Annotated in this window: 14 protein-coding genes; 11 read left to right on the top strand and 3 right to left on the bottom strand. The window is 61.7% G+C overall.

All coding sequences use genetic code 11. The features are described 5' to 3' along the window. From gnd to ABSE61_RS12230, 5 genes are read left to right on the top strand one after another with little or no spacing between them, the layout of a single operon-like run. On the top strand, positions 1–978 hold the full coding sequence (gene gnd, locus ABSE61_RS12250) for a phosphogluconate dehydrogenase (NAD(+)-dependent, decarboxylating) (RefSeq protein ID WP_423871371.1): 978 nt from the start codon (positions 1–3) through the stop codon (positions 976–978). Next, the gene (zwf, locus tag ABSE61_RS12245) at positions 975–2,486 is read left to right on the top strand and encodes a glucose-6-phosphate dehydrogenase (protein ID WP_423871370.1); all 1,512 of its coding nucleotides are present in this window, start codon (positions 975–977) and stop codon (positions 2,484–2,486) included. Before gnd ends, zwf begins: the two co-directional genes overlap by 4 nt. Positions 2,487–2,491: 5 nt before the next feature. Then, the gene (gene pgl / locus ABSE61_RS12240) at positions 2,492–3,232 is read left to right on the top strand and encodes a 6-phosphogluconolactonase (RefSeq protein ID WP_423871369.1); all 741 of its coding nucleotides are present in this window, start codon (positions 2,492–2,494) and stop codon (positions 3,230–3,232) included. Between the two features lie 38 nt (positions 3,233–3,270). Next, on the top strand, positions 3,271–3,771 hold the full coding sequence (locus ABSE61_RS12235; RefSeq protein WP_423871422.1) for a gluconokinase: 501 nt from the start codon (positions 3,271–3,273) through the stop codon (positions 3,769–3,771). Next, complete coding sequence (locus tag ABSE61_RS12230; RefSeq protein WP_423871368.1) at positions 3,768–4,580, top strand: Cof-type HAD-IIB family hydrolase; 813 nt, start codon at positions 3,768–3,770, stop codon at positions 4,578–4,580. Before ABSE61_RS12235 ends, ABSE61_RS12230 begins: the two co-directional genes overlap by 4 nt. Before the next feature lie 46 nt (positions 4,581–4,626). Here ABSE61_RS12230 and ABSE61_RS12225 read toward each other — a convergent pair whose 3' ends face one another. Continuing rightward, positions 4,627–6,426, bottom strand: coding sequence for a glycoside hydrolase family 15 protein (locus tag ABSE61_RS12225; RefSeq protein ID WP_423871367.1), 1,800 nt, complete (start codon positions 6,424–6,426; stop codon positions 4,627–4,629). 8 nt (positions 6,427–6,434) lie between these two features. Then, positions 6,435–8,408 (bottom strand): 4-alpha-glucanotransferase, encoded by a 1,974-nt coding sequence (gene malQ / locus ABSE61_RS12220; protein ID WP_423871366.1) that lies wholly within the window; start codon positions 8,406–8,408, stop codon positions 6,435–6,437. 317 nt (positions 8,409–8,725) lie between these two features. On the opposite strand from malQ, the gene treS reads away from it, so the two are divergent. The 6 genes from treS (at position 8,726) to ABSE61_RS12190 (ending at position 21,268) form a co-directional block, all read left to right on the top strand. Further along, entirely contained in the window at positions 8,726–12,025 is a 3,300-nt protein-coding gene (treS, locus tag ABSE61_RS12215) for a maltose alpha-D-glucosyltransferase (protein WP_423871421.1), read from the top strand. Further along, a complete protein-coding gene (gene glgB, locus ABSE61_RS12210; protein WP_423871365.1) occupies positions 12,022–14,172 on the top strand; it encodes a 1,4-alpha-glucan branching protein GlgB in 2,151 nt (716 codons plus the stop codon). Before treS ends, glgB begins: the two co-directional genes overlap by 4 nt. A 165-nt stretch (positions 14,173–14,337) precedes the next feature. Further along, a complete protein-coding gene (gene glgX / locus ABSE61_RS12205) occupies positions 14,338–16,413 on the top strand; it encodes a glycogen debranching protein GlgX (RefSeq protein ID WP_423871364.1) in 2,076 nt (691 codons plus the stop codon). Beyond that, the gene (treZ, locus tag ABSE61_RS12200) at positions 16,410–18,173 is read left to right on the top strand and encodes a malto-oligosyltrehalose trehalohydrolase (protein ID WP_423871363.1); all 1,764 of its coding nucleotides are present in this window, start codon (positions 16,410–16,412) and stop codon (positions 18,171–18,173) included. The genes glgX and treZ overlap by 4 nt, the downstream gene beginning before the upstream one ends. Further along, positions 18,173–20,977 (top strand): malto-oligosyltrehalose synthase, encoded by a 2,805-nt coding sequence (gene treY, locus ABSE61_RS12195; RefSeq protein ID WP_423871362.1) that lies wholly within the window; start codon positions 18,173–18,175, stop codon positions 20,975–20,977. Before treZ ends, treY begins: the two co-directional genes overlap by 1 nt. Positions 20,978–21,103: 126 nt before the next feature. Further along, positions 21,104–21,268 (top strand): DUF3309 family protein, encoded by a 165-nt coding sequence (locus ABSE61_RS12190; RefSeq protein ID WP_423871361.1) that lies wholly within the window; start codon positions 21,104–21,106, stop codon positions 21,266–21,268. 7 nt (positions 21,269–21,275) lie between these two features. Here the strand turns inward: ABSE61_RS12190 and ligD are convergent, their stop codons facing one another. Then, entirely contained in the window at positions 21,276–23,876 is a 2,601-nt protein-coding gene (ligD, locus tag ABSE61_RS12185; RefSeq protein WP_423871360.1) for a DNA ligase D, read from the bottom strand. Positions 23,877–23,945: the final 69 nt, after the last annotated feature.

The following is a 23,945-nucleotide window of genomic DNA, read 5'->3' as shown; positions in this document are numbered from 1 at the left end:
ATGCAACTCGGCATGATCGGCTTGGGACGGATGGGCGGCAATATTGTCCGCCGACTGATGCGCCACGGGCATTCGACCGTGGTCTACGACAAAGACGCCAAAGCCGTAGCCGCGATTGCCACGGAAGGCGCGGCAGGCAGCGGCACGCTGGAAGAATTCGTAAGCCGACTGGAAAAGCCACGCACCGCCTGGGTGATGCTGCCGGCGGGCCACATCACCGAAACCACCATCGAGACGCTTGCCAAGCTGATGGAAGCCGGCGACATCATCATCGATGGCGGCAACACGTTCTGGCAGGACGACGTCCGCCGCGGCAAGACGCTCAGAGAACGCGGCATCCATTATGTTGATGTTGGCACTTCCGGCGGCGTCTGGGGCATCGAGCGTGGTTATTGCATGATGATCGGCGGCGACAAGTCGGTGGTCGAACGTCTCGATCCGATCTTTAAAACATTAGCGCCCGGCCTCGGCGACATCCCGCGCACGAACGGACGGGAGGGACGCGATCCGCGCGTCGAGCAAGGCTATCTGCATGCCGGCCCGATCGGCGCCGGGCATTTCGTCAAGATGGTCCACAACGGCATCGAATATGGCCTGATGCAGGCCTATGCCGAGGGCTTCGATATCCTGAAGAACGCCAATATCGACGCGCTGCCGCAAGATCATCGATTCGAACTCGATATTGCCGACATCGCCGAAGTCTGGCGGCGCGGCAGCGTCATCCCGTCCTGGCTGCTCGATCTGACGGCGTCGGCACTGGCGAAAAACCCGACGCTTGGAACCTATTCCGGCTTTGTCGAGGATTCCGGCGAAGGCCGCTGGACCGTGAACGCCGCCATCGACGAGGCCGTCCCGGCCGAAGTGCTGACCGCGGCGTTGTTCGCGCGCTTCCGTTCGCGCAAGGAACATACGTTTGCGGAAAAAATTCTCTCCGCTATGCGCGAGGGATTTGGCGGCCACAAGGAGCCGCATTCGTGACCGAACCATCTTCGAAGAAACGCAAGCCGGATCCCTGCTCATTCGTGATTTTCGGCGCCACCGGCGACCTCACCCACCGGCTCGTGCTGCCTGCGCTGTACAATCTCGCCGCGGCCGATCTGCTGCCTGAAAAATTCTGCGTGGTCGGCGTCGCGCGCAACGGCATGTCGAACGACGACATGCGCGAAAGCCTTCTCAAGGGATTGAACCAGTATAAAACCCGTCCCGTCGATGAGGCGATCGCCAAACGTCTGCTCGAATGCGTTACCAGCATCGAAGCCGATCCGAGCGATCCGGCCTCGTTCGATGCAATGGCCGAGCAATTGAACAAACTGGAGGCCAAGCGCGAGACCGGCGGTAATCGTCTGTTCTACCTGGCGACGCCGCCATCCGCCTTCGCGCCGATCGCCAAGCAACTCGGCCGCTCCGGCATGCTGAAGGAAAACGGTTCGTGGCGGCGGCTTGTGGTGGAAAAGCCGTTCGGCACGAGCCTGGCGTCGGCCAAGGCACTCAACGACGAGTTGCTCAAGATCGCCGACGAGCCGCAGATTTACCGGATCGACCACTATCTCGGCAAGGAAACGGTCCAGAACATTCTGGTGCTGCGGTTTGCCAACGGCATGTTCGAGCCGATCTGGAATCGCAACCACATCGACCATGTGCAAATCACCGTCGACGAAAAACTCGACGTCGGTCATCGCGGCAGCTTCTACGACGCCACCGGCGCGCTGCGCGATATGGTGCCGAACCACCTGTTCCAGCTTTTGTCACTCGTAGCGATGGAGCCGCCGGCGAAATTCGAGGCCCATGCGGTGCGCTCGGAAAAGGCCGAGGTGCTGGCGGCGATCCAGACCCAGACCGAACAAGAGGCTCTGAACAATTCGGTGCGCGGTCAATACCAGGCCGGCAAGAACGGCGACGTCGACATCCCGGACTATCGCAAAACCAAGGACGTCAAACCCGACAGCACGACCGAGACCTACGCCGCGCTGAAACTGACCATCGACAACTGGCGCTGGGCCGGTGTGCCGTTTTACCTGCGCACCGGCAAGGCGCTCGGCATGAAGCGTACCGAAGTCGCGATCAAGTTCAAACAGGCGCCGTTTGCGATGTTCCGCGACACGCCGGTCGATAAACTGTCGCAGAATTATCTTGTCATCGCGGTCGAGCCGACCGAGGGCATTACGCTTCAGTTCAACACCAAGGTGCCGGGCCCGACGATCAACATCGACGGCGTCGAGATGAAATTTCGCTACAAGGATTATTTCCAGGTCGAACCGACTACCGGTTATGAAACGCTGATCTACGACTGCATGATCGGCGACAACATCCTGTTTCAGCGCGCCGACAGCGTCGAGGCCGGCTGGCAGGCGGTTCAGCCATTTCTGGACGCCTGGAAGAAAGCGGGTGCCAATGGCCTGCAAACTTACAAGGCCGGCAGCGAAGGCCCGGATGCGGCCGACGAACTGCTCAAGCGCGACGGCCGCAACTGGCGCAAGTTCGCTTAACCCGGATGCCGTCCCCCACCCCCATCAACCGGATCGTCGTCGCCGATCCGGTTGCGCTCGCCGATGCCGCAGCAAAGCGCCTGATGGCGCGGATCGAGGCCAACCCTGGTCGCATCGCGATTTGCCTGACCGGCGGGTCGAGCCCGAAACAGCTTTATCGATTGCTGGCCAGCGAGGCCTATTCGAAACGGATTCCCTGGGACCGCATGCACTGGTTCATCGGTGACGAGCGTTTCGTATCGCCTGCCGATCCCCTGAACAATATGGCGATGGCGCGCGGGATTTTCCTCGACCGCTTCGCGCCCAAAGACCACATTCACCCCATTCTGACGGATGTGGCAACGCCGGACCAATCCGCCGAGCGCTATCAGCGCGAGTTACAAACCTTCTATGACGCCGATCAGCTTGATCCCACACGGCCGCTGTTCGACCTCGTGCTGATGGGGATTGGTCCCGACGGCCACACCGCCTCGCTCTTTCCGGGCTATCCCGCAGTGAATGAAACCGAACGCTGGGTCGTGGGCGTGCCGCAGGCCCATGTCGACCCCTTCGTGCCGCGCGTCAGCCTCACTTTGCCCGCACTCGCCTCCTGCCGCGAAATGCTGTTCGAACTCGCAGGCCACGAAAAACATGCGATACTCGCCAAGCTTTCGACGGACGAAAGCCTGCCGGCAAACCGGGCGCGCTCCCTTGGCGAAACTGTTCTGCTGGTGGATCAGGCAGCGCTAGGTGAAAAAACCGCTTGAACGACAGACCAGACATAGCGCCCTGCGCTTTAATCGTGATGGGCGTATCGGGTTCGGGCAAGAGCACGATCGCAGCCGCCCTCGCCGAGCGTTTGGAGTGGACCTTTGAGGACGGCGACCGTTTTCATCCCCCAAGCAACGTCGCCAAGATGAGCGCCGGTCATCCGCTCACCGACGAAGATCGCTGGCCCTGGCTGCAGGCGATCGCCGATGAGATCGACCGGGTATGCGATGCCGGCGGCCACGTCGTGATGGCCTGCTCAGCGCTGAAACGCGCCTATCGCGAGATACTGGTGCACGGGCGCAGCGATATCCGCATCGTGTTTCTGGACGGCAGCCAGGCCCTGATCGCCGACCGGCTTGTCCGGCGAAAGGGGCATTTCATGCCGCCGGGATTGCTGGACAGCCAGTTCAAGACGCTGGAGCCGCCGCAAGCCGACGAGCGCCCGTTCATCGTCTCCATCGACGCGCCGGTCGAGGCCATCGTCGACAACATTGCCGCTCAAGTTACTACCGAAGTCAGGACAACCCGCCCATGACCAAGACCGCACTCGTTGTTTCCGACGTCGACGGCACGCTCCTGACCAAGGAAAAGCTCCTGACCGATCGTGCCATCGGCGCCGTGCAAAAACTGCACGAAGCCGGCATCGGCTTTACGATCACCTCGAGCCGTCCGACGCTGGGCATGCGATTCCTGATCGAGCCGTTGGGCATTACGCTTCCCATCGGCGCCTTCAACGGCAGTTGCATTGTCGATGCCAACCTGAACCCGGTCGAACAGCATTTGATCCCTGAAGCGGCGACGCGGCACGCCCTCGAACTGCTCGAGAAATTCGGCGCTGAAATCTGGCTGTTCAACAGCGATCAGTGGCTGACCCGCGATCCGAACGGCGCCTACGTCCCGAACGAAAAGCGCGCAATCCGCGCCGATCCGACCATCGTTGCGGATTTTTCGCCCTATCTGGCATCGGCCTGCAAGATCGTCGGCGCCAGCGCCGACACGGCCGGTTTGCAACGCTGCGAAGCCGAGGTGCAGGAAGCGCTCGGTACACTGGCGACCGCGATACGCTCGCAGAGCTATTACCTCGACATCACGCCACCCGGAGTCAACAAAGGCACCTTCGTGCAGACGATCGCGCATCGTCTTGGCATCTCGACCGATGCGGTTGTCACCATCGGCGACATGCAGAACGATCTCGCGATGTTTCGGGTCACCGGCACGTCATTCGCGATGGGCAACGCCACCGACGACGTGAAACGGCAGGCTACGCATGTCACCTCTTCGAACGAGGAAGAGGGTTTTGCCAAGGCGATGGAGGCGATTCTGAAAGAGAATACGGCAGGCTGAGCTGCCCTTCCCCTCTCCCCTTGTGGGAGAGGGGACGACAGCTAAGCTACTTCGACCTTTGCATCGCCGGCTGGTCGTTGGCGTGTTTGGCTTCGCCCAGATTATGCGCGGTGTTGATCAGCGCGATATGGGTCAGCGCCTGCGGAAAGTTGCCGGTCTGGCGGCCCGCGCCGGAATCGAACTCCTCCGCCAGCAGCCCGAGATCGTTGGCGACGCCGACCACGCGATCGAACAGCGTTTGCGCCTTGTCGAGATCGCCGGCCAGCACGCAGGCATCCGCGAGCCAGAGCGTGCAGGCCAGAAAGGCGCCCTCGATCGGCTGGATCTCGGAGGTGACCTCGCGGGGGTCGTGCCGCAGCACAAAGCCGTCCCGCATCATGTAGCGGTCGATCGCGGCAATGGTGCCGCGGATGCGCGGGTCCGAACCCGGCAAGAAGCCTACTGCTGGCAGCAGAAGGAGGCTGGCATCGAACACTTTCGCGCCGTAGGATTCGACAAAGCTATTCAGCCCGGAATCGAATCCCTTTTCGCAGACGTCACGATGGATGGTGTCGCGCAAACCCTTCCAGCGATCGAGCGGCGCCTTGAAGCCGAACATTTCGGCGCTCTTGATGCCGCGATCGAACGCCACCCACGCCATGACTTTGGAAAAAACGTAATGCCGCCCGTTGTCGCGCCGTTCCCAGATGCCGTGGTCTCGCTGATCCCAGACTTCCTCGAGATGTTCGAGCACGGCGCATTCGAGGTCCCAGGTGCCGTCTTCCAGCTTCAGCTTGGTCACGCGCGACTGGTGGAAGGCGTCGATCAACTCGCCATAGACATCGAGTTGCATCTGGGCGTGGGCGGCGTTGCCGACCCGCACCGGCTGCGCGCCTTCGTAGCCGGGCAGCCATTCCGCTTCCCATTCGAGCAGGCGGCGCTGCCCCTTGATGCCGTACATGATCTGCATATTGCCGGGGGAGCCTGCCGCCGCGCGCAATAGCCAATTGTGCCAGTCGGAAGCTTCCTCGGTATAGCCCGAGTTCATCAGCGCCAGCAGCGTGAAGGTCGCATCGCGCAGCCAGCAATAGCGGTAGTCCCAATTCCGCGCGCCGCCAAGTTTTTCCGGCAACGAACTGGTGGGCGCCGCGACGATGCCGCCGGTCGGCTCGTAGGTCAGCGCCTTCAACGTGATCAGCGAACGCATCACGAGGTCGCGGCAATCGCCTTCGTAGGTGCAGCGGCTACACCAATCGAGCCAAAAATCCTCGGTATCCTGTAAAGCCTGTGCGGGATCGATCGGGTCGGGCAGTTCCAGATGGGACGGGCCGTAGGTGAAAACGAACGGGACCGTCTTGCCTTCAGTCACCTCGAAGTCGGCAACCGTCGTCATATCCTCGCCGCGCAATTCCACCGGCGTCCGCAGCACCGCCATGTCCGGTCCGCTGATCGCGAGCAGCGCGCCGTCTTCGGTACGCTTGACCCACGGAATGTCGGCGCCCATGCCGAAGCGGATCACAAGCTCCATCCGCATCTTCACGTGGCCTTTGACGCCGCGCACCAGGCGGACGACGTCGGAAGCGTGCCCACGCGGCGGCATGAAATCGACGACGGCCACCGTGCCGTCTTTGGTCTCGAACTGCGTCTCCAGGATCAGCGTGTTGTCCCAGTAGCGGCGCGACGTGTTCACCACCTCCTCCGCCGGCGCGATCAGCCAGCGGCCGTTCTTGGGCGTACCGAGGAGTGCTGCAAAACACGCATCCGAATCGAAGGCCGGCCAGCACAGCCAGTCGATCGAGCCGTCACGGCCGACGAGTGCAGCGGTTTCGCAGTCCCCGATCAGGCCGTAATCTTCTATCCTGGACACTTGGTTTGTTACCGGCTGACTTTGGCGCGGCTCACACGATGGCCGCTCGCCCTCTCCCTCGTTGCGTCCTGCAACGCCTCGATATCGACTTTATGCGCGATGTCGTTGAGGGAAACCGGCAACCGCTGCCGCCAGTTCGGATGTTCGTTCACCGTGCCGGGAATATTCGGCTGGTCGATGACGCCAAGCAGATCCTCGAGCGAGATCGCGAGCAGGCGCGACTTCGTCTTGGAGAGGAAAGCCGCAACCGCATAGAGATCGTTGTCGTCGATGGCGTGATGGCGCAGCACATCGTCGAGCATCGCCAGCGCGTGCCAGCGGGCGTCGTCGCTCTCGCCAGGATCGATGCCGAGCGAGCGCTTGATCTTCAGATCGCCGAACGAACGCCAACCGGCATAAGTCGAAAGATCATGGGTGTTGAAGGTAACGAGTGCATTCGGCAAATAGCGATCGGGACCCCGAAAGGCGCCGCTATCGTCGCGCTCGAACATCATGACTTGATACGACCAGATGCCCCATTCCGCCATGGTGTCGCGAAAGCCTTCCGGAACGGTGCCGAGATCCTCGCCGATCACGATGCAGGCGTGCGCAGCGCTTTCCTGCGCGGTCGCCGCCAACAGCGCCTCGAACGGCATCTGCACATAGGCGCCGTTATCGGCGGCAAAGCCGTGCGGCACCAGATAAAGCCGCTTCAGGCCGAGGACGTGGTCGAGCCTGACCGCGCCGGCATAGCGCATCGAGGCCGCCAGCATCTCGCGGTATGGCGCGAAAGATTGCAGTTCAAGACCGGCCGCATTGAAGCCGGCAAGACCCCAGTTCTGGCCGGCGAGATTGAGCGGATCCGGCGGCGCGCCAACCGACAAATGACGCGAGATCGCGGTCTGTTCGTTCCAGGCATCGAAGCCGCCGGACTGCACGCCGACCGCCACGTCGAGATAGAGCCCGACTTTCATGCCGAGGCGACGTGCCTGATCCCGGCAGGCGCGCAACTGCCGGTCGGCGGTCCATTGCACGAATTCGACGAATTCGATCTCGACGGCGTCTTCTTCACGCAACTTGGCACATGCGACATCGTTGGGCGTGCGCCAATCTGCAGGCCACTCCCACCACGGCTCGTCGAACCTGTGCCGCAACACCTCGAAGCAGGCAAAACGCGACAACAGCGGCGAGCGCTCGGCGCGGAAGGCATCGAAATCCTCTCTCCGCCCTGCGCCCGACTTTGCCCTGAATTTGTCGAAGGCCGTACGCAGCGCCCGCCATTTCAACTGGGCGACGCCCTTGTAGTCGATGATATGGCCTTCGCGCAGCCGCGCGGCGGCTTTGCCGGCCTTGCCGCCGGCTTCAAATTCCGGGATCTGTTCGATATCGATATAGAGCGCGTTGAGAAACAGCCGGCTGTTGGGCGAATAAGGACTGCAATCGGCCGGCTTGTCGTCGAACAAAGCGTGCAGCGGATTGAGGCCGACCCCGTCGGCGCCAAGATTTGCGGCCAATTCAAGCAAGGCGGAGAGATCGGTAAAGTCCCCGATGCCCCAATTGCGCGCAGAGCGGACGCCGTAAAGCTGGACCGCCAGCAGCCAGCCGCGATCAAAATCGCCGCCATAGGCCTTTGGCGTCGAGACGATCAACGGGACATCCTCGCTCAAGGAGGTCGCATCGGTGAGTTGAAGCCGGTAAATCCCCTGTTGCCAATCGCTGGGCCATGCGACCGTGCGCTGGCTCGCTTCGCCTTGCGCGACAATCTTTTCACCGGCGACGACCTTCCAGGCCACGGGAAGCGCTGCGGCCGGGCTCAATTCGGTGCGCGAGGTCCTCCCGGCGCGAATAACAACCGGTCCGTCGAGCAGCCGGAAGGGAATTCGCTCCGGCAGGGCGTTAAGGATGATCTTGAGGGCTGTGGCATCCGTCACATGGCGGTGACCCTGACCGTCCACAAATTCGGTCTGGATGCCCAATTGCTTGGCCTGGGTATAAACGTCCATTCGGCACGCCATTTGCACAAAAAGAGAACAGGGAGGGGGAAAGAGGTTCTGAGGGAGGTCGCCCTAAATTCTACTGATTCGGGAAGAGGATAGAAGTGGCTAACGCTCTCGCCCGCCATGCCGTTCCGCGGGGAACCAAAGGGTGGGAAGCGGCTTTCTATATAGTCCCCAGCATCTCCTTTCGCGCCAACGAAATGGGACCGATCCATGGCCACAGCATCATCGTGAACAAAATCACCGAAACCGCCGGAGGCTCGGCGCGCCACGCAGAGCCTCGACCGTACCATAATCCAGCCTCCGCTCACGCCCCGGCCCCGATGAATCTGATGTCATCCATCGATACACAGGAAACGCCGGCTGCCGCGCTCGACGGCGACGAGCTGTGGTACAAGGACGCCATTATTTACCAGCTGCACGTCAAGGCGTTCGCCGACAGCAACAATGACGGCATTGGCGATTTCGCGGGGCTGACCGACAAGCTCGATTATCTGCAAGACCTCGGCGTGACGACGCTGTGGCTGTTGCCGTTCTATCCCTCGCCGGGACGCGACGACGGCTACGACATCGCCGATTACGGCTCCATCAATCCCGATTTCGGCAACATGAAGGAATTTCGCCGCTTCATCGTCGAAGCCAAGCGGCGCGGCCTGCGGGTCATCATCGAGCTCGTCATCAACCACACTTCGGACCAGCACCACTGGTTCAAGCGCGCCAAGCGCAGCGATCCGAAATCGAGTGCACGCAATTGGTATGTGTGGAGCGACACCGACCAGAAATATCTGGGCACGCGTATCATCTTTACCGATACGGAGAAGTCGAACTGGACCTGGGATCCGGAAGCCGGCCAGTTCTACTGGCACCGGTTTTTTTCGCACCAGCCGGATCTGAACTTCGATAATCCCCGCGTCGTCAACGCCCTGGTCCAGGTGATGAAGCGCTGGCTCGATACCGGGGTCGACGGCTTCCGTCTCGACGCTATCCCCTATCTGTGCGAGCGCGACGGCACCAACAACGAAAACCTGCCGGAGACGCATGCCATCATCCGCCGGATGCGCGCCGAGCTGGATAAATACGCTAAGGGCAAGGTGCTGCTCGCGGAAGCCAATCAGTGGCCGGAGGACGTGCAGTACTATTTCGGCAACAGCGATGAATGCCACATGGCGTATCATTTCCCGCTGATGCCGCGCATCTACATGGCGATCGCCCAGGAAGACCGCTTTCCCATCACGGATATTTTGCGCCAGACGCCGGACATTCCGGCCGACTGCCAATGGGCGCTGTTCCTGCGCAACCACGACGAACTGACCTTGGAAATGGTTACCGACGTCGAGCGCGACTATCTGTGGTCGACCTATGCCAACGATCCGCGCGCGCGGATCAATGTCGGCATTCGCAGGCGCCTCGCACCATTGATGGACAACGACCGGCGCAAGATCGAACTGATGAATTCCATGCTGCTGTCGTTTCCCGGCACGCCGATCATCTATTACGGCGACGAAATCGGCATGGGCGACAATATCTATCTCGGCGACCGCAATGGCGTGCGCACGCCGATGCAGTGGACGCCGGACCGCAACGGCGGCTTCTCCCGCGCCGATCCCGCGCGGCTTTATGCGCCGATCATCATGGACTCGGTCTATGGGTATGAGGCGGTCAACGTCGAGGCGCAGTCGCGCAGCCTGTCGTCGCTGCTCAGCGCCACCAAGAAACTGATCGGGGTACGCAAGTCGACGCTCGCGTTCGGGCGCGGCAGCATGACCTTCATCCGGCCGGCCAATCGCTCGGTGCTGGCCTATGTCCGCCAGCTCGGCGATGAGGTGATTCTTTGCGTGGCCAACCTTTCCCGCTCGGCGCAAGCGACCGAACTGGATTTGTCCGCTTTCAGGGATCGCATCCCGCTGGAAATGCTCGGGCGCACGCATTTCCCGGCGATCGGCGAGCTGCCTTACATGATCACGCTGGCGCCTTACGGGTTCTACTGGTTCCAGCTTCAGCACCGCGACAAGTCGGAGCCCGCCGCGCCTTCGATCGTGCCGGAATTCGAAACGCTGGTGGTGCCGGTCGGCGCGACCTGGGTGTCGCTCGCCCGTACCCGCAGCCTATTTGAATGCGACGTGCTGCCGGGGCACCTTGCCCGCTCGCGCTGGTATCCGCTCCACGACGCGTCCGCTATCCATCCCACGTTGACGTCGGCGATCCCGTTTTGCGACATCGGCGACAACCGGCCATGGCTTGCATTCTTCGAAGCCACCGAGGATGAGGCCAAAACCCGCTACGTGCTGCCGATGCAGATCGAGTGGGTGCGCTTTGATCGCGAACGCTATAACCCGAACGCGCTGGCGGCGGTGCGTCAGGGCGCCCGCGAAGGCACGCTGCTCGACGTCGCCGCCGACACCATCTTCATCGGGCTTCTGCTGCGTAATCTGGCGCAAACGCTCACGATCGAGGAAAACGGCTTGAAGCTCGAATTCAGGCCGACGAACAAATTCTCCGGCAAAGCCGTCCGGCAGCCCGAACGCATCGGCTTGCTTGAAAGCGCGCCCCTCACCAGCTCCGTGCTGGTTGATGCCGATTATACGGTGAAGCTGTTCCGCAAACTCGAAGGCGGCATCAATCCGGCCATCGAGATCGGCCGTTACCTGACCGACGTTGCGGACTTTGCCAATACACCGGCGATGCTCGGCAGCGCCGAATTGATCGAAGGTGATACGCGAAGTGCGATTGCGATCGTTCACGTTCAGGTCGGCAATCAGGGCGATGCCTGGACGGTCAGCGCGGCCTATCTTGATCGCCTGATCGAGGAGCAGCATCTGCTTGCCGCCGATAACGAGAACCGGGAGGGCGATGAGCAGACGGCTTATGTCCGCCACCTGTCACAGATCGGCCGGCGTGCGGCCGAACTGCATTTGGCGCTCGCGTCCGCCAGCGGACCCGACTTGACGGCTGAACCGGTTCGGCCGGATGACATCGCGCGCTGGACCACAGCGATTGTGCAAAGCGCCGATCGGGTCTTTCAGGGCTTGAGGCAGCGCCGCAATTCGTTCGGCGAAGCTGACCGGGCCATGATCGACGAATTGCTGGCACAGCAGGACAAATTGCATGTCCGCCTGAACGAGCTGATGCCGCCGGGAATACCGTCTCTCAACATGCGTCTGCACGGCGACTTCCATCTCGGACGGGTGCTGATCGTCAAGGACGACGTGTTCTTCACCGGCTTCGAAGGCGACGTCCGCCGGCCGCTTGAGGAGCGCCGGCGCAAGGCGCCAGCAGCCCGTGACGTCGCCAGCATGATCTGGTCGATCGAGGCTTCAAGCCATGCCGCGCGCGGACGCGCCCCTTACCTTGCGCCCGATGAGAATGGCCGGCTCGGCAAGGCGCTGACAGAGTGGGTGGAGCGTGCCACCGGAGCTTTTATGACCTCCTATCGCGAGCCCATGACCTTTTCATCGATCTGGCCCGCCGATTCCCGCGCCATGCAGTCTATGGTGCACTTTTTCCTGCTTGAAAAGGCTTTCGACGTGCTTGAAACCGAACTACACCAACGACTGGAAGCCGCGCCGGCGGCGATCGCCCGCATCTTGCGGATTTTGTCTCAGCCTGCCCGCGAGGCCGCATGACCGATCTGACTGCCGAAGCCTACGCGATCCTGGAAGGCCGACACTCCGATCCCTTTCAGTATCTCGGACCCCATCACGAAAACGGCAGAACGGTCGTGCGCGCCTTCCTGCCCGACGCGCAGAAGGTGGACGCGATCGCCCCGCATGGCGAGGCCGCGGCCCTGACGCGCATTCACGACGCCGGCCTGTTCGCCGGCTTTCTTCCCAACGGCTCGAGCGCGTATCAGTTGCGCGCCCGGTTCGGCGAGAAGGTGGTCGATCTCGACGACCCCTACCGCTTTCCGCCGGTTCTGACCGACTACGATCTTTATCTGCTCGGCGAAGGCACCCACCAGCGGCTTTATGAAAAGCTCGGCGCCCATCCGATGGAGCTGGAGGGCGTGCCCGGCGTGGCGTTCGTCGTGCTTGCACCCAACGCGCAACGCGTCAGCGTGGTCGGCGATTTCAACTTCTGGAATCCGCTACGTCATCCGATGCGCGTGCGCGGCCTCGGCTATTGGGAGCTGTTCATCCCGCATGCCGCGGTCGGCGATCGTTACAAATTCAACATCTTCAGCCGGCAGGGCGAACATTTGCCGCTGAAGTCCGATCCGCTGGCCTTTGCCGCCGAAATCCGCCCGAGCACGGCGTCGGTTATATTCGACGAGGAAAGGTTGCCGCGTCCGCGACCGGCACCTGCCGACATAAATTCGTTGAACGGGCCGGTATCGATCTACGAGGTTCATCTCGGATCGTGGCGACGCAAGGGCCATAACGAATGGCTGACCTATCGTGAACTGGCCGAGCAGTTGCCGGCCTACGTCCATGACATGGGCTTTACCCATGTCGAGTTTCTCCCCGTCAGCGAACATCCGTTCGACGGATCGTGGGGTTATCAGCCAACCGGGCTTTTTGCGCCAACAAGTCGCTTTGGCAACCCGGAGGATTTCGCAGCCCTGGTTGAGGCGTGTCACCGCGAGGGGATCGGCGTCTGGCTCGACTGGGTGCCCGGCCATTTCCCCGACGATCCTCACGGGCTCGGCCGGTTCGACGGCACCGCGCTCTACGAGCACGCCAATCCGCTGCAAGGCCGGCATCTCGATTGGGGCACGCTGATCTATAATTACGGGCGCACCGAGACCGTCAACTTCCTGGTCTCCAACGCGCTGTTCTGGCTCGAGCGTTACGGCATTGACGGCCTGCGCGTCGATGCGGTCGCCTCGATGCTTTATCTAGACTACAGCCGGCCGGCAGGCGAATGGGTGCCCAACCGATTTGGCGGTCGGGAAAATCTCGACGCCATCGACTTCCTCCGCCGCTTCAACACCGAAGTATTCGGTCAATTCCCGCACGCCACCACCGCGGCCGAAGAATCGACCGCATGGCCGCAGGTGTCGCGCCCGGTGGAATATGGCGGGCTCGGCTTCGGCTACAAATGGAACATGGGCTGGATGCACGACACGCTGAATTATATCAGCAAGGAGCCGATCCATCGCCAATATCATCACGGCGATATCCTGTTCGGCCTGCACTATGCGTTTTCGGAAAATTTCATCCTGCCGCTGTCGCATGACGAGGTGGTTCACGGCAAACACTCGATCCTCGGGCGAATGCCGGGCGACGACTGGCAACGCTTTGCGAACCTGCGCGCCTATTACGGCTTCATGTTCGGCCACCCCGGCAAGAAGCTTTTGTTCATGGGCTGCGAATTCGCGCAAGTGCGGGAATGGGATCACGACCATTCGCTCGACTGGCATCTGCTTCAGGACGGCCGTCACGCCGGCATCCAGTCGGTGGTCCGCGACCTGAACTGGCTCTACCGCGAAACGCCGGCGCTGCATGAGCTCGACTGCGACCCTTCCGGCTTCGAATGGCTGGTGGCTGATGACGCCAGCGGCAACGTCTTTGCCTGGATGCGCAAAGGCAGGGACGAGCGCGCGCGGTGTCTTGTCGTCACGAATTTTTCTCCGAACGTCTATGATAACTACATCGTTTCCGTGCCGCTCGCGGGCACATGGCGCGAGGTTCTCAATACGGATTCATTGCATTACGGCGGCAGCAATGTCGGCAATGTCGGAGAGGTCCGCACGCTCGAGGGCGTCGGGCCGGAGCTGAGATTGACCATTCCGCCCTTGGCGACCATTTTTCTCGTACCGGAAAATAACTAGCGCCGCCGATTTGAAGTTCCTGCATACCTTGCAGCGAGCCCGCGCCAGGAACTTCAAATCGAAAGCGGCACTAGAGATTATCATGTCAGCTAGTGCTCTTTCGTTTCCGAAGTTCGTGAAGGGGTGCCGCAACAGTGACGAATTTCGGAAACGGAGCAATAGCGCATGCGACTATCGGCCGGATCGCCCTTTCGGCTCGGTGCAAGCTGGGACGGACGCGGGACCAACTTCGCGTTGTTCTCCGCCAATGCGCAAAAGGTCGAGCTCTGTCTTTTCGACGGCCAGGGCCGGCGCGAGATCGAGCGCATCGAACTGCCCGAGCGCACCGAAGACGTCTGGCATGGCTATCTGAACGACGTCTCGCCCGGCCAGCTTTACGGCTATCGTGTTCACGGCCCCTATGCGCCCGAGCACGGCCACCGTTTCAACCCGAACAAGCTTGTGCTCGATCCCTATGCGAGGCGGCTCGCCGGACGCCTGGTGTGGAGCGATGCGCATTTCGGTTATCGCACCGGCAGTGCGCGCGAGGATCTTTCGTTCGACCGGCGCGACAACGCACGCGGCATGCCGAAAGCTGTCGTGGTCGATGAAGCCTTTAACTGGGGCCGGCGCGAATTAAGGCCCGCCATTCCCTGGGAAGACACCGTCATCTATGAAGCCCATGTCAAGGGGCTCACGCAAAAGCGCGACGACGTACCGCCCAATCTGCGCGGCACCTATGGTGGCCTCGCCTCGCCCGCGATGATCGCGCATCTCAAGCGGCTCGGCGTCACCACCATCGAATTGCTGCCGATCCATGGCCTGGTCGACGACCGCCTGCTGGTCGAAAAGAAACTCTCGAACTACTGGGGCTACAACACGCTGGCGTTCTTTGCGCCGGAGGCGCGTTACGCGCAGGACAATTCGCTCGACTCCTTTCGCACGGCCGTGGCGCGATTGCACGATGCCGGCATCGAAGTGATGCTCGACGTGGTCTATAACCACACCGCGGAGGGCAACCACATGGGCCCGACGCTGTCGTTCCGCGGCATCGACAACGCCTCCTATTACTGGCTCAAGCCCGACAACCCGCGTTACTACGACGATTTCACCGGCTGCGGTAATTCGGTCAACCTCACCCATCCGCGCGTGTTGCAGATGGTGATGGATTCGCTGCGTTACTGGGTCGAGGTCTGTCACGTCGATGGCTTCCGGTTCGACCTTGCCACGACGCTCGGCCGCGGCCCGAACGGATTCGACCGCAATGCCTCTTTCCTGACGGCCGTTCGCCAGGACCCGGTTCTCGCCTCCGTCAAGCTGGTCGCCGAACCCTGGGATCTCGGCATGGGCGGCTACCAGGTCGGCGGCTTTCCCTCGCAATGGTCGGAGTGGAACGATCGATATCGCAGCGCGATGCGCCGCTACTGGAGCGGCGAAGGCAGCCTGATCGGCGAAATCTCCAGCCGCATGACCGGCTCTTCCGATCTCTTCAATCATGACGGACGCGTCCAGCGCGCCGGCATCAACCACATCACCGTGCATGACGGTTTCACGCTCAACGATCTCTTCAGCTACAACGCCAAGCACAACGAGGCCAATGGCGAAGACAATCGCGACGGCGCCAACGACAACCACAGCAACAATTGCGGCCACGAGGGCCCGACCGACGATCCCGCCATCAATGCGCTGCGCAACCAGCTAAGGAGGAACCAGCTCGCCTGTCTTCTGCTCGCGCAGGGCGTGCCTTTGATCCTGGCGGGCGACGAGGTCAGCAACACCCAGAACGGCAACAACAATGCCTATTGCCAGGACAACGAGACCGGCTGGATCGGCTGGGAAGGCATGGGGCGCGAGGGCAGCGACCTTATCGATTTTATTGCCCACGTGAGCGAAGTCCGCCGCAGCTTCCCACAGATCCGCGCCCGCCGCTGGCTCGACGGCCGGCGCGCCGACGGCTCCTATGGCGTGCTGTGGCTAACGCCGGCCGCCGACGACATGACAGAGCAGGACTGGAATTTTCCGGAAGGCCGCTTTCTCGCTTATGTGCTCGGCCCGACCGAAAAAGGCGAGCCACCGGTCTTTATTGTGCTCAATGCCGCGCCCGAAGAGATCACGTTCACGCTGCCGAAAATGCCCGAATACAGGAGCTGGCGGCAACTATTGAACACCGCCGACGTTAAGCAGTCGGCAGCGGACTTCCCCTCGGGAGGCGAGACGACCGCACCGCCCCGCTCGGTACTGGTGTTTTTAGGTTCGGCATGAATGAACGGCATTTCGGCGCAAGACTAAATCCCGAAGGCACCACATTCCGGTTGTGGGCGCCGGCGGCCCAACGCGTCGACGTTTTGCTGGAACAGCAACGTTACCCGCTCGCGTCTTGCAAGCACGGCTGGTTCGAAGCCGATGTGCCGGCCGCCAAAGCCGGCACGCGCTACAAGTTTCGGATCGACGACGAGATCGACGTGCCGGATCCGGCTTCCGCCTTTCAGCCCGACGACGTGTTCGGCCCGAGCGAGGTGATCGAGCCCACCAATTACGTTTGGCGCGCCACAGATTGGCGTGGACGGCCCTGGCATGAAACCGTTCTGCTGGAAGCCCATGTCGGCACCTTCACGCAAGAAGGCACCTATCGCGCCATGATCGGCAAGCTCGACCATCTCGTCGATACCGGCATCACCGCGCTGGAGTTGCTGCCGCTGGCGGATTTCGCAGGCCTGCGCAACTGGGGCTATGACGGTGTGTTGTGGTACGCGCCCGACAGCGCCTATGGCCGCCCCGAAGACTTGAAGCTACTCGTCGATGAAGCGCACTTACGCGGGCTGATGGTGTTTCTCGACGTGGTCTATAATCATTTCGGTCCCGAGGGGAATTATCTCGGTCGCTATGCGCCTTCGTTCTTTACTGAAGCGCAAACCCCATGGGGCAGCGCGATCGACTACCGCGTGCCGCAGGTGCGCGCCTTTGCGATCGAGAACGCGCTTTATTGGTTGGACCAATACCGCTTCGACGGGCTGCGGCTGGACGCCGTACACGCGATCGCCGAGCTCGGCGAAATCCCGATGCTGAACGACCTAAGCCTGGCGGCCGGTCAACTCGCCGACGAAACCGGCCGGCACATTCATCTCTTGCTTGAAAATGACGACAACCGCGTCAGCCTGCTCGATCCCGTCCAAGATCCGCCGTGCGGAAAATATCGCGCGCAATGGAACGACGATTACCATCACGCCTGGCATGTGAAACTGACGGCTGAGAAGCAGGGCTACTACCGCGACTATCAGCGCGCGCCGCTTTCCGATATCGCCCGCTGCCTCGGCTCGGGCTTCGTCTATCAGGGCGAAGCTTCCGAACATCGCGGCGGCCAACTGCGCGGTGAAGCCAGTGGCGGCCTTCCGCCCACGGCGTTCGTCAATTTTTTGCAAAACCACGATCAGATCGGCAACCGCGCCTTCGGCGACCGGCTAGAGAGCCACGCAAATTCCGAAGCGATCGAAGCGGCACTCGCGATCACCCTGCTCGCGCCCACGATCCCCATGCTGTTCATGGGCGAGGAATGGGGCTCGAAAGCCCCCTTCCCGTTCTTCTGCGACTTCAAGGGCGATCTCGGCGAAGCCGTCCGCAAAGGCCGCCGCGACGAATATGCCTGGGCTTACGCGACCTATGGCGACGACGTCCCTGATCCCTTGAGCGAAGCCACCTTTCGCTCCGCTATCCTGGATTGGGAAACGACAGACAGCAGCGGGCGCGAACGGCTCGCGCTGGTACGCGAACTGCTGGCGATACGCCGGCGCCACATCACGCCTCGCCTCGCGGGCGCGCGTTTCGGCGAGGCGCGGGTGGCCGACGATGGAACGCTGAACGCGAACTGGCACCTCGGCACTGCTGCAAGACTGTCACTCGCCGCCAATCCGTCAGACCGCACGATCGCGGTGCAATCGAGGGAGGTTCGGGGCTCGCCGATCTGGGGCACGCCGGGCGACGCCATGAAGCCGTGGTCAGTGTGCTGGTGTCTGGAGGCCGGCTGATGCCAGCGGGCACTCCCATCTCAACCTACCGTTTGCAGTTGACCGCGAATTTCGATTTCGACGCGGCTACGGCAATCGTTCCCTATCTGAAAGCGCTCGGGATCAGCCACGTCTACGCCTCACCTTTCACAAAGGCGCGCAAGGGTTCGACCCACGGCTACGACGTCGTCAATCATACCCTCATCAACCCCGAACTCGGCGGCGACGAGGGTTTTGAGCGGCTGAACGCGGCCCTCAAGGCGCACGACCTGGGCCTGATCCTCGACTTCGTGCCCAACCATGTCGGCGTGCATTTCGCGGACAATCCATGGTGGCTCGACGTGCTGGAATGGGGCGAGGCTTCTCCACACGCGGTCTCCTTCGATATCGACTGGGAGCTGTTGCCGTATCGCGCGCGCGGCGGCGTGCTGTTGCCGATCCTCGGCTCGTCCTACGGCAAGGCGCTGGAGAACGGCGAAATCGAGCTGCGCTACGACGCCGGCGAGGGAAGTTTTTCCGCCTGGTATTTCGAACATCGGCTGCCGATCGCGCCGGAGCGCTACGGCGAAATCCTGAACGCGATCGTCAAGGAGGCTACCGCCGAAAACAGCGCCGCGGGCAAAAGCATTCTCGACCTCACCTCGCGTTACCATGGCCTGCGCCATCCCAACCGCAAGGAGGCACCCGACTTCAAGGCGGTGTTAAAAGCCATTGAGGGCGGCGATGCAATCATCAATCGCGGGCTTGCCGCCTATCGCGCGGGACAAGACCGGCCGGTTCAGACGCTGGCGCTGCACCATTTGCTCGAGCGCCAGCACTACAAACTCGGACATTGGCGGCTCGCCTCCAGCGACATCAATTATCGTCGCTTCTTCGACGTCAATTCGCTGGCGGGATTGCGGGTCGAAGATGCCACGACCTTCAACGTTGCCCATCGCCTGGTCGGCAAGTTGATCGCCGAAGGCAAGCTGCAAGGTTTGAGGCTCGATCATATCGACGGCCTGCGCGATCCCGCGCAATATTTTCAGCGGCTGAGCCGCCTGATCCGGCAATCGAGCGGAAAAGCCGCGCGATCCTTCTATATCGTGGTCGAGAAAATTCTCGGCGAACACGAAAGCTTGCGTCCATTCGCCGGCGTCGAAGGCACGACCGGATACGAGACGCTCAACACCATCACCCGCGTGCTGGTCAGCCAAAGCGGCCTGGACGCGCTCGATGAAACCTGGCGGCAGATCAGCAACATGCCGCCCGCGCTCGCGCCGGTGCTCAAGGCCGCCAAGCAACGCGTGCTGGAAACGCTGCTGACCAGCGAGTTCACCGTGCTGGCGCGCCTGCTCGGGCGCATCGCGGCGGGTCACTATTCGACGCGCGACTTCTCTGCCGACAGTCTTCGCCAGGCGCTCGAACTCTATGTACTGAATTTTCCGATCTACCGCACCTATCTGACTGCGGCCGGCGCTTCCGCCGACGACCGTGCCCTGATATCGGAGACGATCGAAAAAGCGCGCAGCGAATGGTATGATGCCGACGAAGGCCTCTTTGATTTCCTGCGTGATGCGCTCACGATGGACCTCGCCAAGCCCGGCTCCGCACTGCACAGCACAACGCGGGTACGCCGGTTTGCACTAAAAGTGCAGCAATTCACCGGCCCCCTGATGGCGAAATCGCTGGAGGACACGACCTTTTACCGCAGCCACCGCCTGCTTGCACTGAACGAAGTCGGCGGCGAACCTTCCGCATCGGCGTTGTCGCCCGCAGCCTTCCACGCGATGATGCAAACCCGCGTCCAGAATTGGCCGCACGCCATGACCACGACCGCCACGCACGACACCAAGCGGGGCGAGGACGCCCGCGCCCGTCTGGTCGCGCTCAGCGAGTTGGCGGGCGAATGGACCGGCGCGGTGGCCCGCTGGAAAGTGCTCAATGCGCCGCATATTATCACCGAGGACAGCATGCGTGCGCCTTCGGCGACCTTCGAATACATGTTGTACCAGACCCTGCTCGGGGTCTGGCCGCTCACGACGCCGCCCGACCGCTCGCTGACCGAACGCCTGCAAGCCTACGCCGTAAAGGCGGCGCGCGAGGGCAAACAAGAAACGAGTTGGCTCAATCCCGATGAAGGCTATGAAGCGGCCCTTGGCACCTTCGTCGAACGGATACTGGACCCTTCGGCCTCTGCCGAGTTTCTCGAGTCGCTGCAGATCTTCGCCCGCCGCGTCGCGCTGTTGGGCGCACTCAATTCGCTGAGCCAGATCACGCTGAAGGCGATGATGCCGGGCGTGCCGGACTTCTATCAGGGGACCGAGTTCTGGGATTTGTCGCTGGTCGATCCCGACAACCGCCGCCCGGTCGATTTCACCGAGCGCGCCGATGTTCTCAAGCAGGTGGAGCGGCCCGATTGGCCAACCCTCGCCCGCGATTGGGCAGAAGGCCACGTCAAGCTGGCGTGGACGCGGCATCTGCTCAGGCTTCGCCAAGAACTCGCGGACGTTTTCGCGTCTGGCGACTATGAACCGCTTGAGGTCAGCGGACTTCATCGTGACCATGTCATCGCGTTTGCCCGCCGCCGCGGCCGGCATGCCGTGATTGTGGCGGTGGCGCGGTGGTATGCTCCGCTTACGGAGCAAGGCCGGATCTGGCCGAACGGCGAGGTTTTCGAGGGCGAGCTTCATGTCGACGGTTACGCATTCGAAGGTGCGGGCAACGCGAAACCATCCAGAGTACCGTTGGCCAGTCTGTTCAAGCATCTTCCGGTGGCGGCGTTGAAAGCCAGCTACGTCGGCGCGGCAAAGCCGGCCGCAAAGGGAAGCCGGCAATTCGCATAAGCAAAATCCGTTTTTGGTTCGTATCCGACATGGTTGCGGTGCGAGATGCGGGAACTTTCACGGTTCCCATGTGTTGGCTGGCACGAACACGCGACTGGCACCCATGATCGGCTGGAGGAGAAGTAGATGTCCATTGGTACAATCATTCTGATTATCTTGGTGATCGCCCTGCTTGGTGGTTTTAGTGGCATCGGCGGCGGTCCGTTCTACGGCACCGGCTATTACGGCGGCGGCGGCCTCGGGCTCATTGTCGTAATCCTGCTGATCTTGCTGCTGCTCGGACGACTCTGAGGCTCGACTATAATTTATCAGCCAACCTCTTGATCGCGCTTTTGATCGATGATGCTGCATCGTCGTAGCCGTCCCAGGCCTTGCTCTTCGCGAGCAAGGCCGGGACGCTGCGAACGGTGTAGCGCTTCGGATCGAGATCACCGCGCACCTGCGTCCAGGTCAGCGGCATCGAGACCGTAGCGCCATCGCGCGCCCGCGGCGAAAGCACCGCAACCGCGGTGGCGAGGCGATCGTTGCGCAAATAGTCGAGGAAGATTTTTCCCTTGCGCAATTTCTTTGACATGTTGAGCAGATATTGCCCGGGATGGTCGTTGGCCATCCACTGGCAGGCGCCTTGCGCAAAGGCCTTGGCTTCCTTCCAGGTCACTTTGTCCCTGGCGCCGTAGGTCAGCGGCGCCACAACGTGCAGCCCTTTGCCGCCGGTGGTCTTGCAGAAGCTTTCAAGCCCGAGCGCCTCAAGACGCTGCCGCATCTCTTTGGCGGCCTCGATCACTTCAGAAAAGTCGACATTCGGCGCCGGATCGAGATCGAACACCAGCCGGCCGGGAATATCAGTCGCGTCCGGCGCGCAATTCCACGGATGCAGTTCGAGCCCGCCGGACTGCGCCACGGCCGCCAGCCCCTCGACCCGATCGACCTGCAGATAGGGTTTTCGATCGCCCGAGACCTTGACGAGCGTAAGCAGGTTCGAGGTGCTCGGCATGGCGTGGCGCTGAAAAAATTGCTCGCCTTTGATCCCATCGGGCGCGCGTACGACCGAGCACGGCCGGCCCTTCAGATGCGGCATCGTCCAGTCGCCGACTACCTCGAAATAGCGCGCGAGATCGAGCTTGGTGACGCCTTTGCCGTCGCCGGCATCCGGCCACAGCTCCTTGTCCGGCTTCGAAATCACCACGCCCATGACCTCGGTGGATTTACTGGACGCTTTCGGCGAGGTTCTGATGACATTCACCATGGCCGGTTTCTCCGCGACGACTTCGCTTGCCGGCTTGTCCTGGCGCAGGCCCTTGAACGCGGCCTGCCGGATATTGCCGCCCTCGGTAAAGCCGGCAAATTCAATTTCGGCGACCAGCTCCGGCTTCAGCCAGTGGATGTCGCGGGTTTTGCGCGGCGCGTCCTTGCCGCCGAACGGGCTTTGGTCAGCCTCGGCCTTTTTCAAGGCGGGCATGATGCGCCGAACCGTGTCCTGCCCGAAACCGGTTCCGATGATGCCGACAAAGACCAGATGATCGCCGCGATAGACGCCGGCCATCAGCGAGCGGAATTTGCCTTGCGTCGCCTTCCAGCCGCCGAGCACGACTTCCTGCCCGGCACGGGATTTTGTCTTGGTCCAGCTTTCCGAGCGCCCGGAGCGATAGGGCGCACTGAGCTTCTTGGAAACGATACCTTCGAGCTTTAGCTTCTTCGCCGATTCGAGAACGTCCTCGCCATTGGCCTCGAAATGCTCGACATAACGGATCGAAGCCGTCTTCTTTTTCTCCCTCTTCAGCATTTGCTTCAGCCGCGCCTTTCGCTGCTCCAGCGGTAGACGGCGGAGGTCTTCGCCTTCAGCAAATAACAGATCGAAGGCGTAGAAGATCAGGCGATCCGTCTTGCCGTCGGAAATCGCGGCCTGCAACGCGGAAAAATTCGGGTGACCCTCATGATCGAGCGCAACGATCTCGCCATCGATCATCGCATCGGGTAGCGCTGTGCCCGCTTTGGCAATCGCCTCGAACTTGTCGGTCCAGTCGAGGCCCTTGCGCGTTCTTAAAACCGCTTTGCCGTCTTCGACCCGCATCTGCACGCGATAGCCGTCGAATTTGATCTCGTGGCTCCAGCCTTCCCCGGACGGCGGCGTTTCGACTGACGTGCACAATTCAAAGGCGACGAACTCAGGCATTTCGTCTACCTTTGTCGCCTTCGCAGGCGCCGCCGCTTTCTTAGGCCGTGCGCGCGCCTCCGCCGCCTCTCCCCGGTTCGAATGCCAGACCGCATCCGCCTTGCCGCGGCCGGCCGCTTTCGTCATGAACGGCGTCGGCGCCTTGCCCTTGCCGGCCTCGATCTGCGCCATCGTGCGGCCCGAGGCGACCGAACGATCTTCTTCGAGAAGATCATTTTCATTCCCTTCGCGCGCATAGTCATCGCGATGCTTGATCAGAAGCCAGTTGGTGCGCTTGCCGCCGCTACGGTCGTGCCGCATCCGCACCAGTACCCAGCTGCCATGCAGCTTGTCGCCGTGCAGCGTGAATTTGAGATCGCCCTTCTTGAAGCCTTTGTCCGGATCGTCCGATTCCCAGGTGCCCCGATCCCAGAGCTGCACGGTGCCGCCGCCATATTGCCCTTTCGGAATCGTGCCTTCGAAATCGCCGTAGTCGAGCGGATGATCTTCCACCTCGACCGCCAGGCGCTTGTCGTGCGGATCGAGTGACGGCCCGCGTGTGACCGCCCACGACTTGAAGACCCCGTCAAATTCGAGCCTGAAATCGTAATGCAGCCGTGTCGCATCGTGCTTCTGGATCACGAAGCGCCGCTGTTGGGACGGCTTGACCGGCACGTCGCCGCTCGGCTCCGTCGTCTTGTCGAAATCCCGCTTCTTCCGGTAGGTAGAAAGGTTCTTCAGGGACACGGCAAACCCTCAAATTCGAACAACGGTGCCAAACCAGCTATCCGGAACCGAAACCAGCTGACCCCGTTG

Origin of the sequence: Bradyrhizobium sp. (assembly GCF_049519115.1) — a bacterium.
Taxonomy (GTDB): Bacteria; Pseudomonadota; Alphaproteobacteria; order Rhizobiales; family Xanthobacteraceae; genus Bradyrhizobium.
The sequence above is the reverse complement of the archived record's forward strand: the minus strand, read 5'-3'. Positions and strand labels throughout refer to the sequence as shown.

Coding starts and splice junctions, on each gene's coding strand:
- ABSE61_RS12190 (WP_423871361.1), top strand. CDS start 21,104: ATGTCCATTGGTACAATCATTCTGATTATCTTGGTGATCGCCCTGCTT.
- ABSE61_RS12235 (WP_423871422.1), top strand. CDS start 3,271: ATGGGCGTATCGGGTTCGGGCAAGAGCACGATCGCAGCCGCCCTCGCC.
- ABSE61_RS12230 (WP_423871368.1), top strand. CDS start 3,768: ATGACCAAGACCGCACTCGTTGTTTCCGACGTCGACGGCACGCTCCTG.
- malQ (WP_423871366.1), bottom strand. CDS start 8,408: ATGGACGTTTATACCCAGGCCAAGCAATTGGGCATCCAGACCGAATTT.
- gnd (WP_423871371.1), top strand. CDS start 1: ATGCAACTCGGCATGATCGGCTTGGGACGGATGGGCGGCAATATTGTC.
- pgl (WP_423871369.1), top strand. CDS start 2,492: ATGCCGTCCCCCACCCCCATCAACCGGATCGTCGTCGCCGATCCGGTT.
- treS (WP_423871421.1), top strand. CDS start 8,726: ATGAATCTGATGTCATCCATCGATACACAGGAAACGCCGGCTGCCGCG.
- treY (WP_423871362.1), top strand. CDS start 18,173: ATGCCAGCGGGCACTCCCATCTCAACCTACCGTTTGCAGTTGACCGCG.
- glgX (WP_423871364.1), top strand. CDS start 14,338: ATGCGACTATCGGCCGGATCGCCCTTTCGGCTCGGTGCAAGCTGGGAC.
- treZ (WP_423871363.1), top strand. CDS start 16,410: ATGAATGAACGGCATTTCGGCGCAAGACTAAATCCCGAAGGCACCACA.
- glgB (WP_423871365.1), top strand. CDS start 12,022: ATGACCGATCTGACTGCCGAAGCCTACGCGATCCTGGAAGGCCGACAC.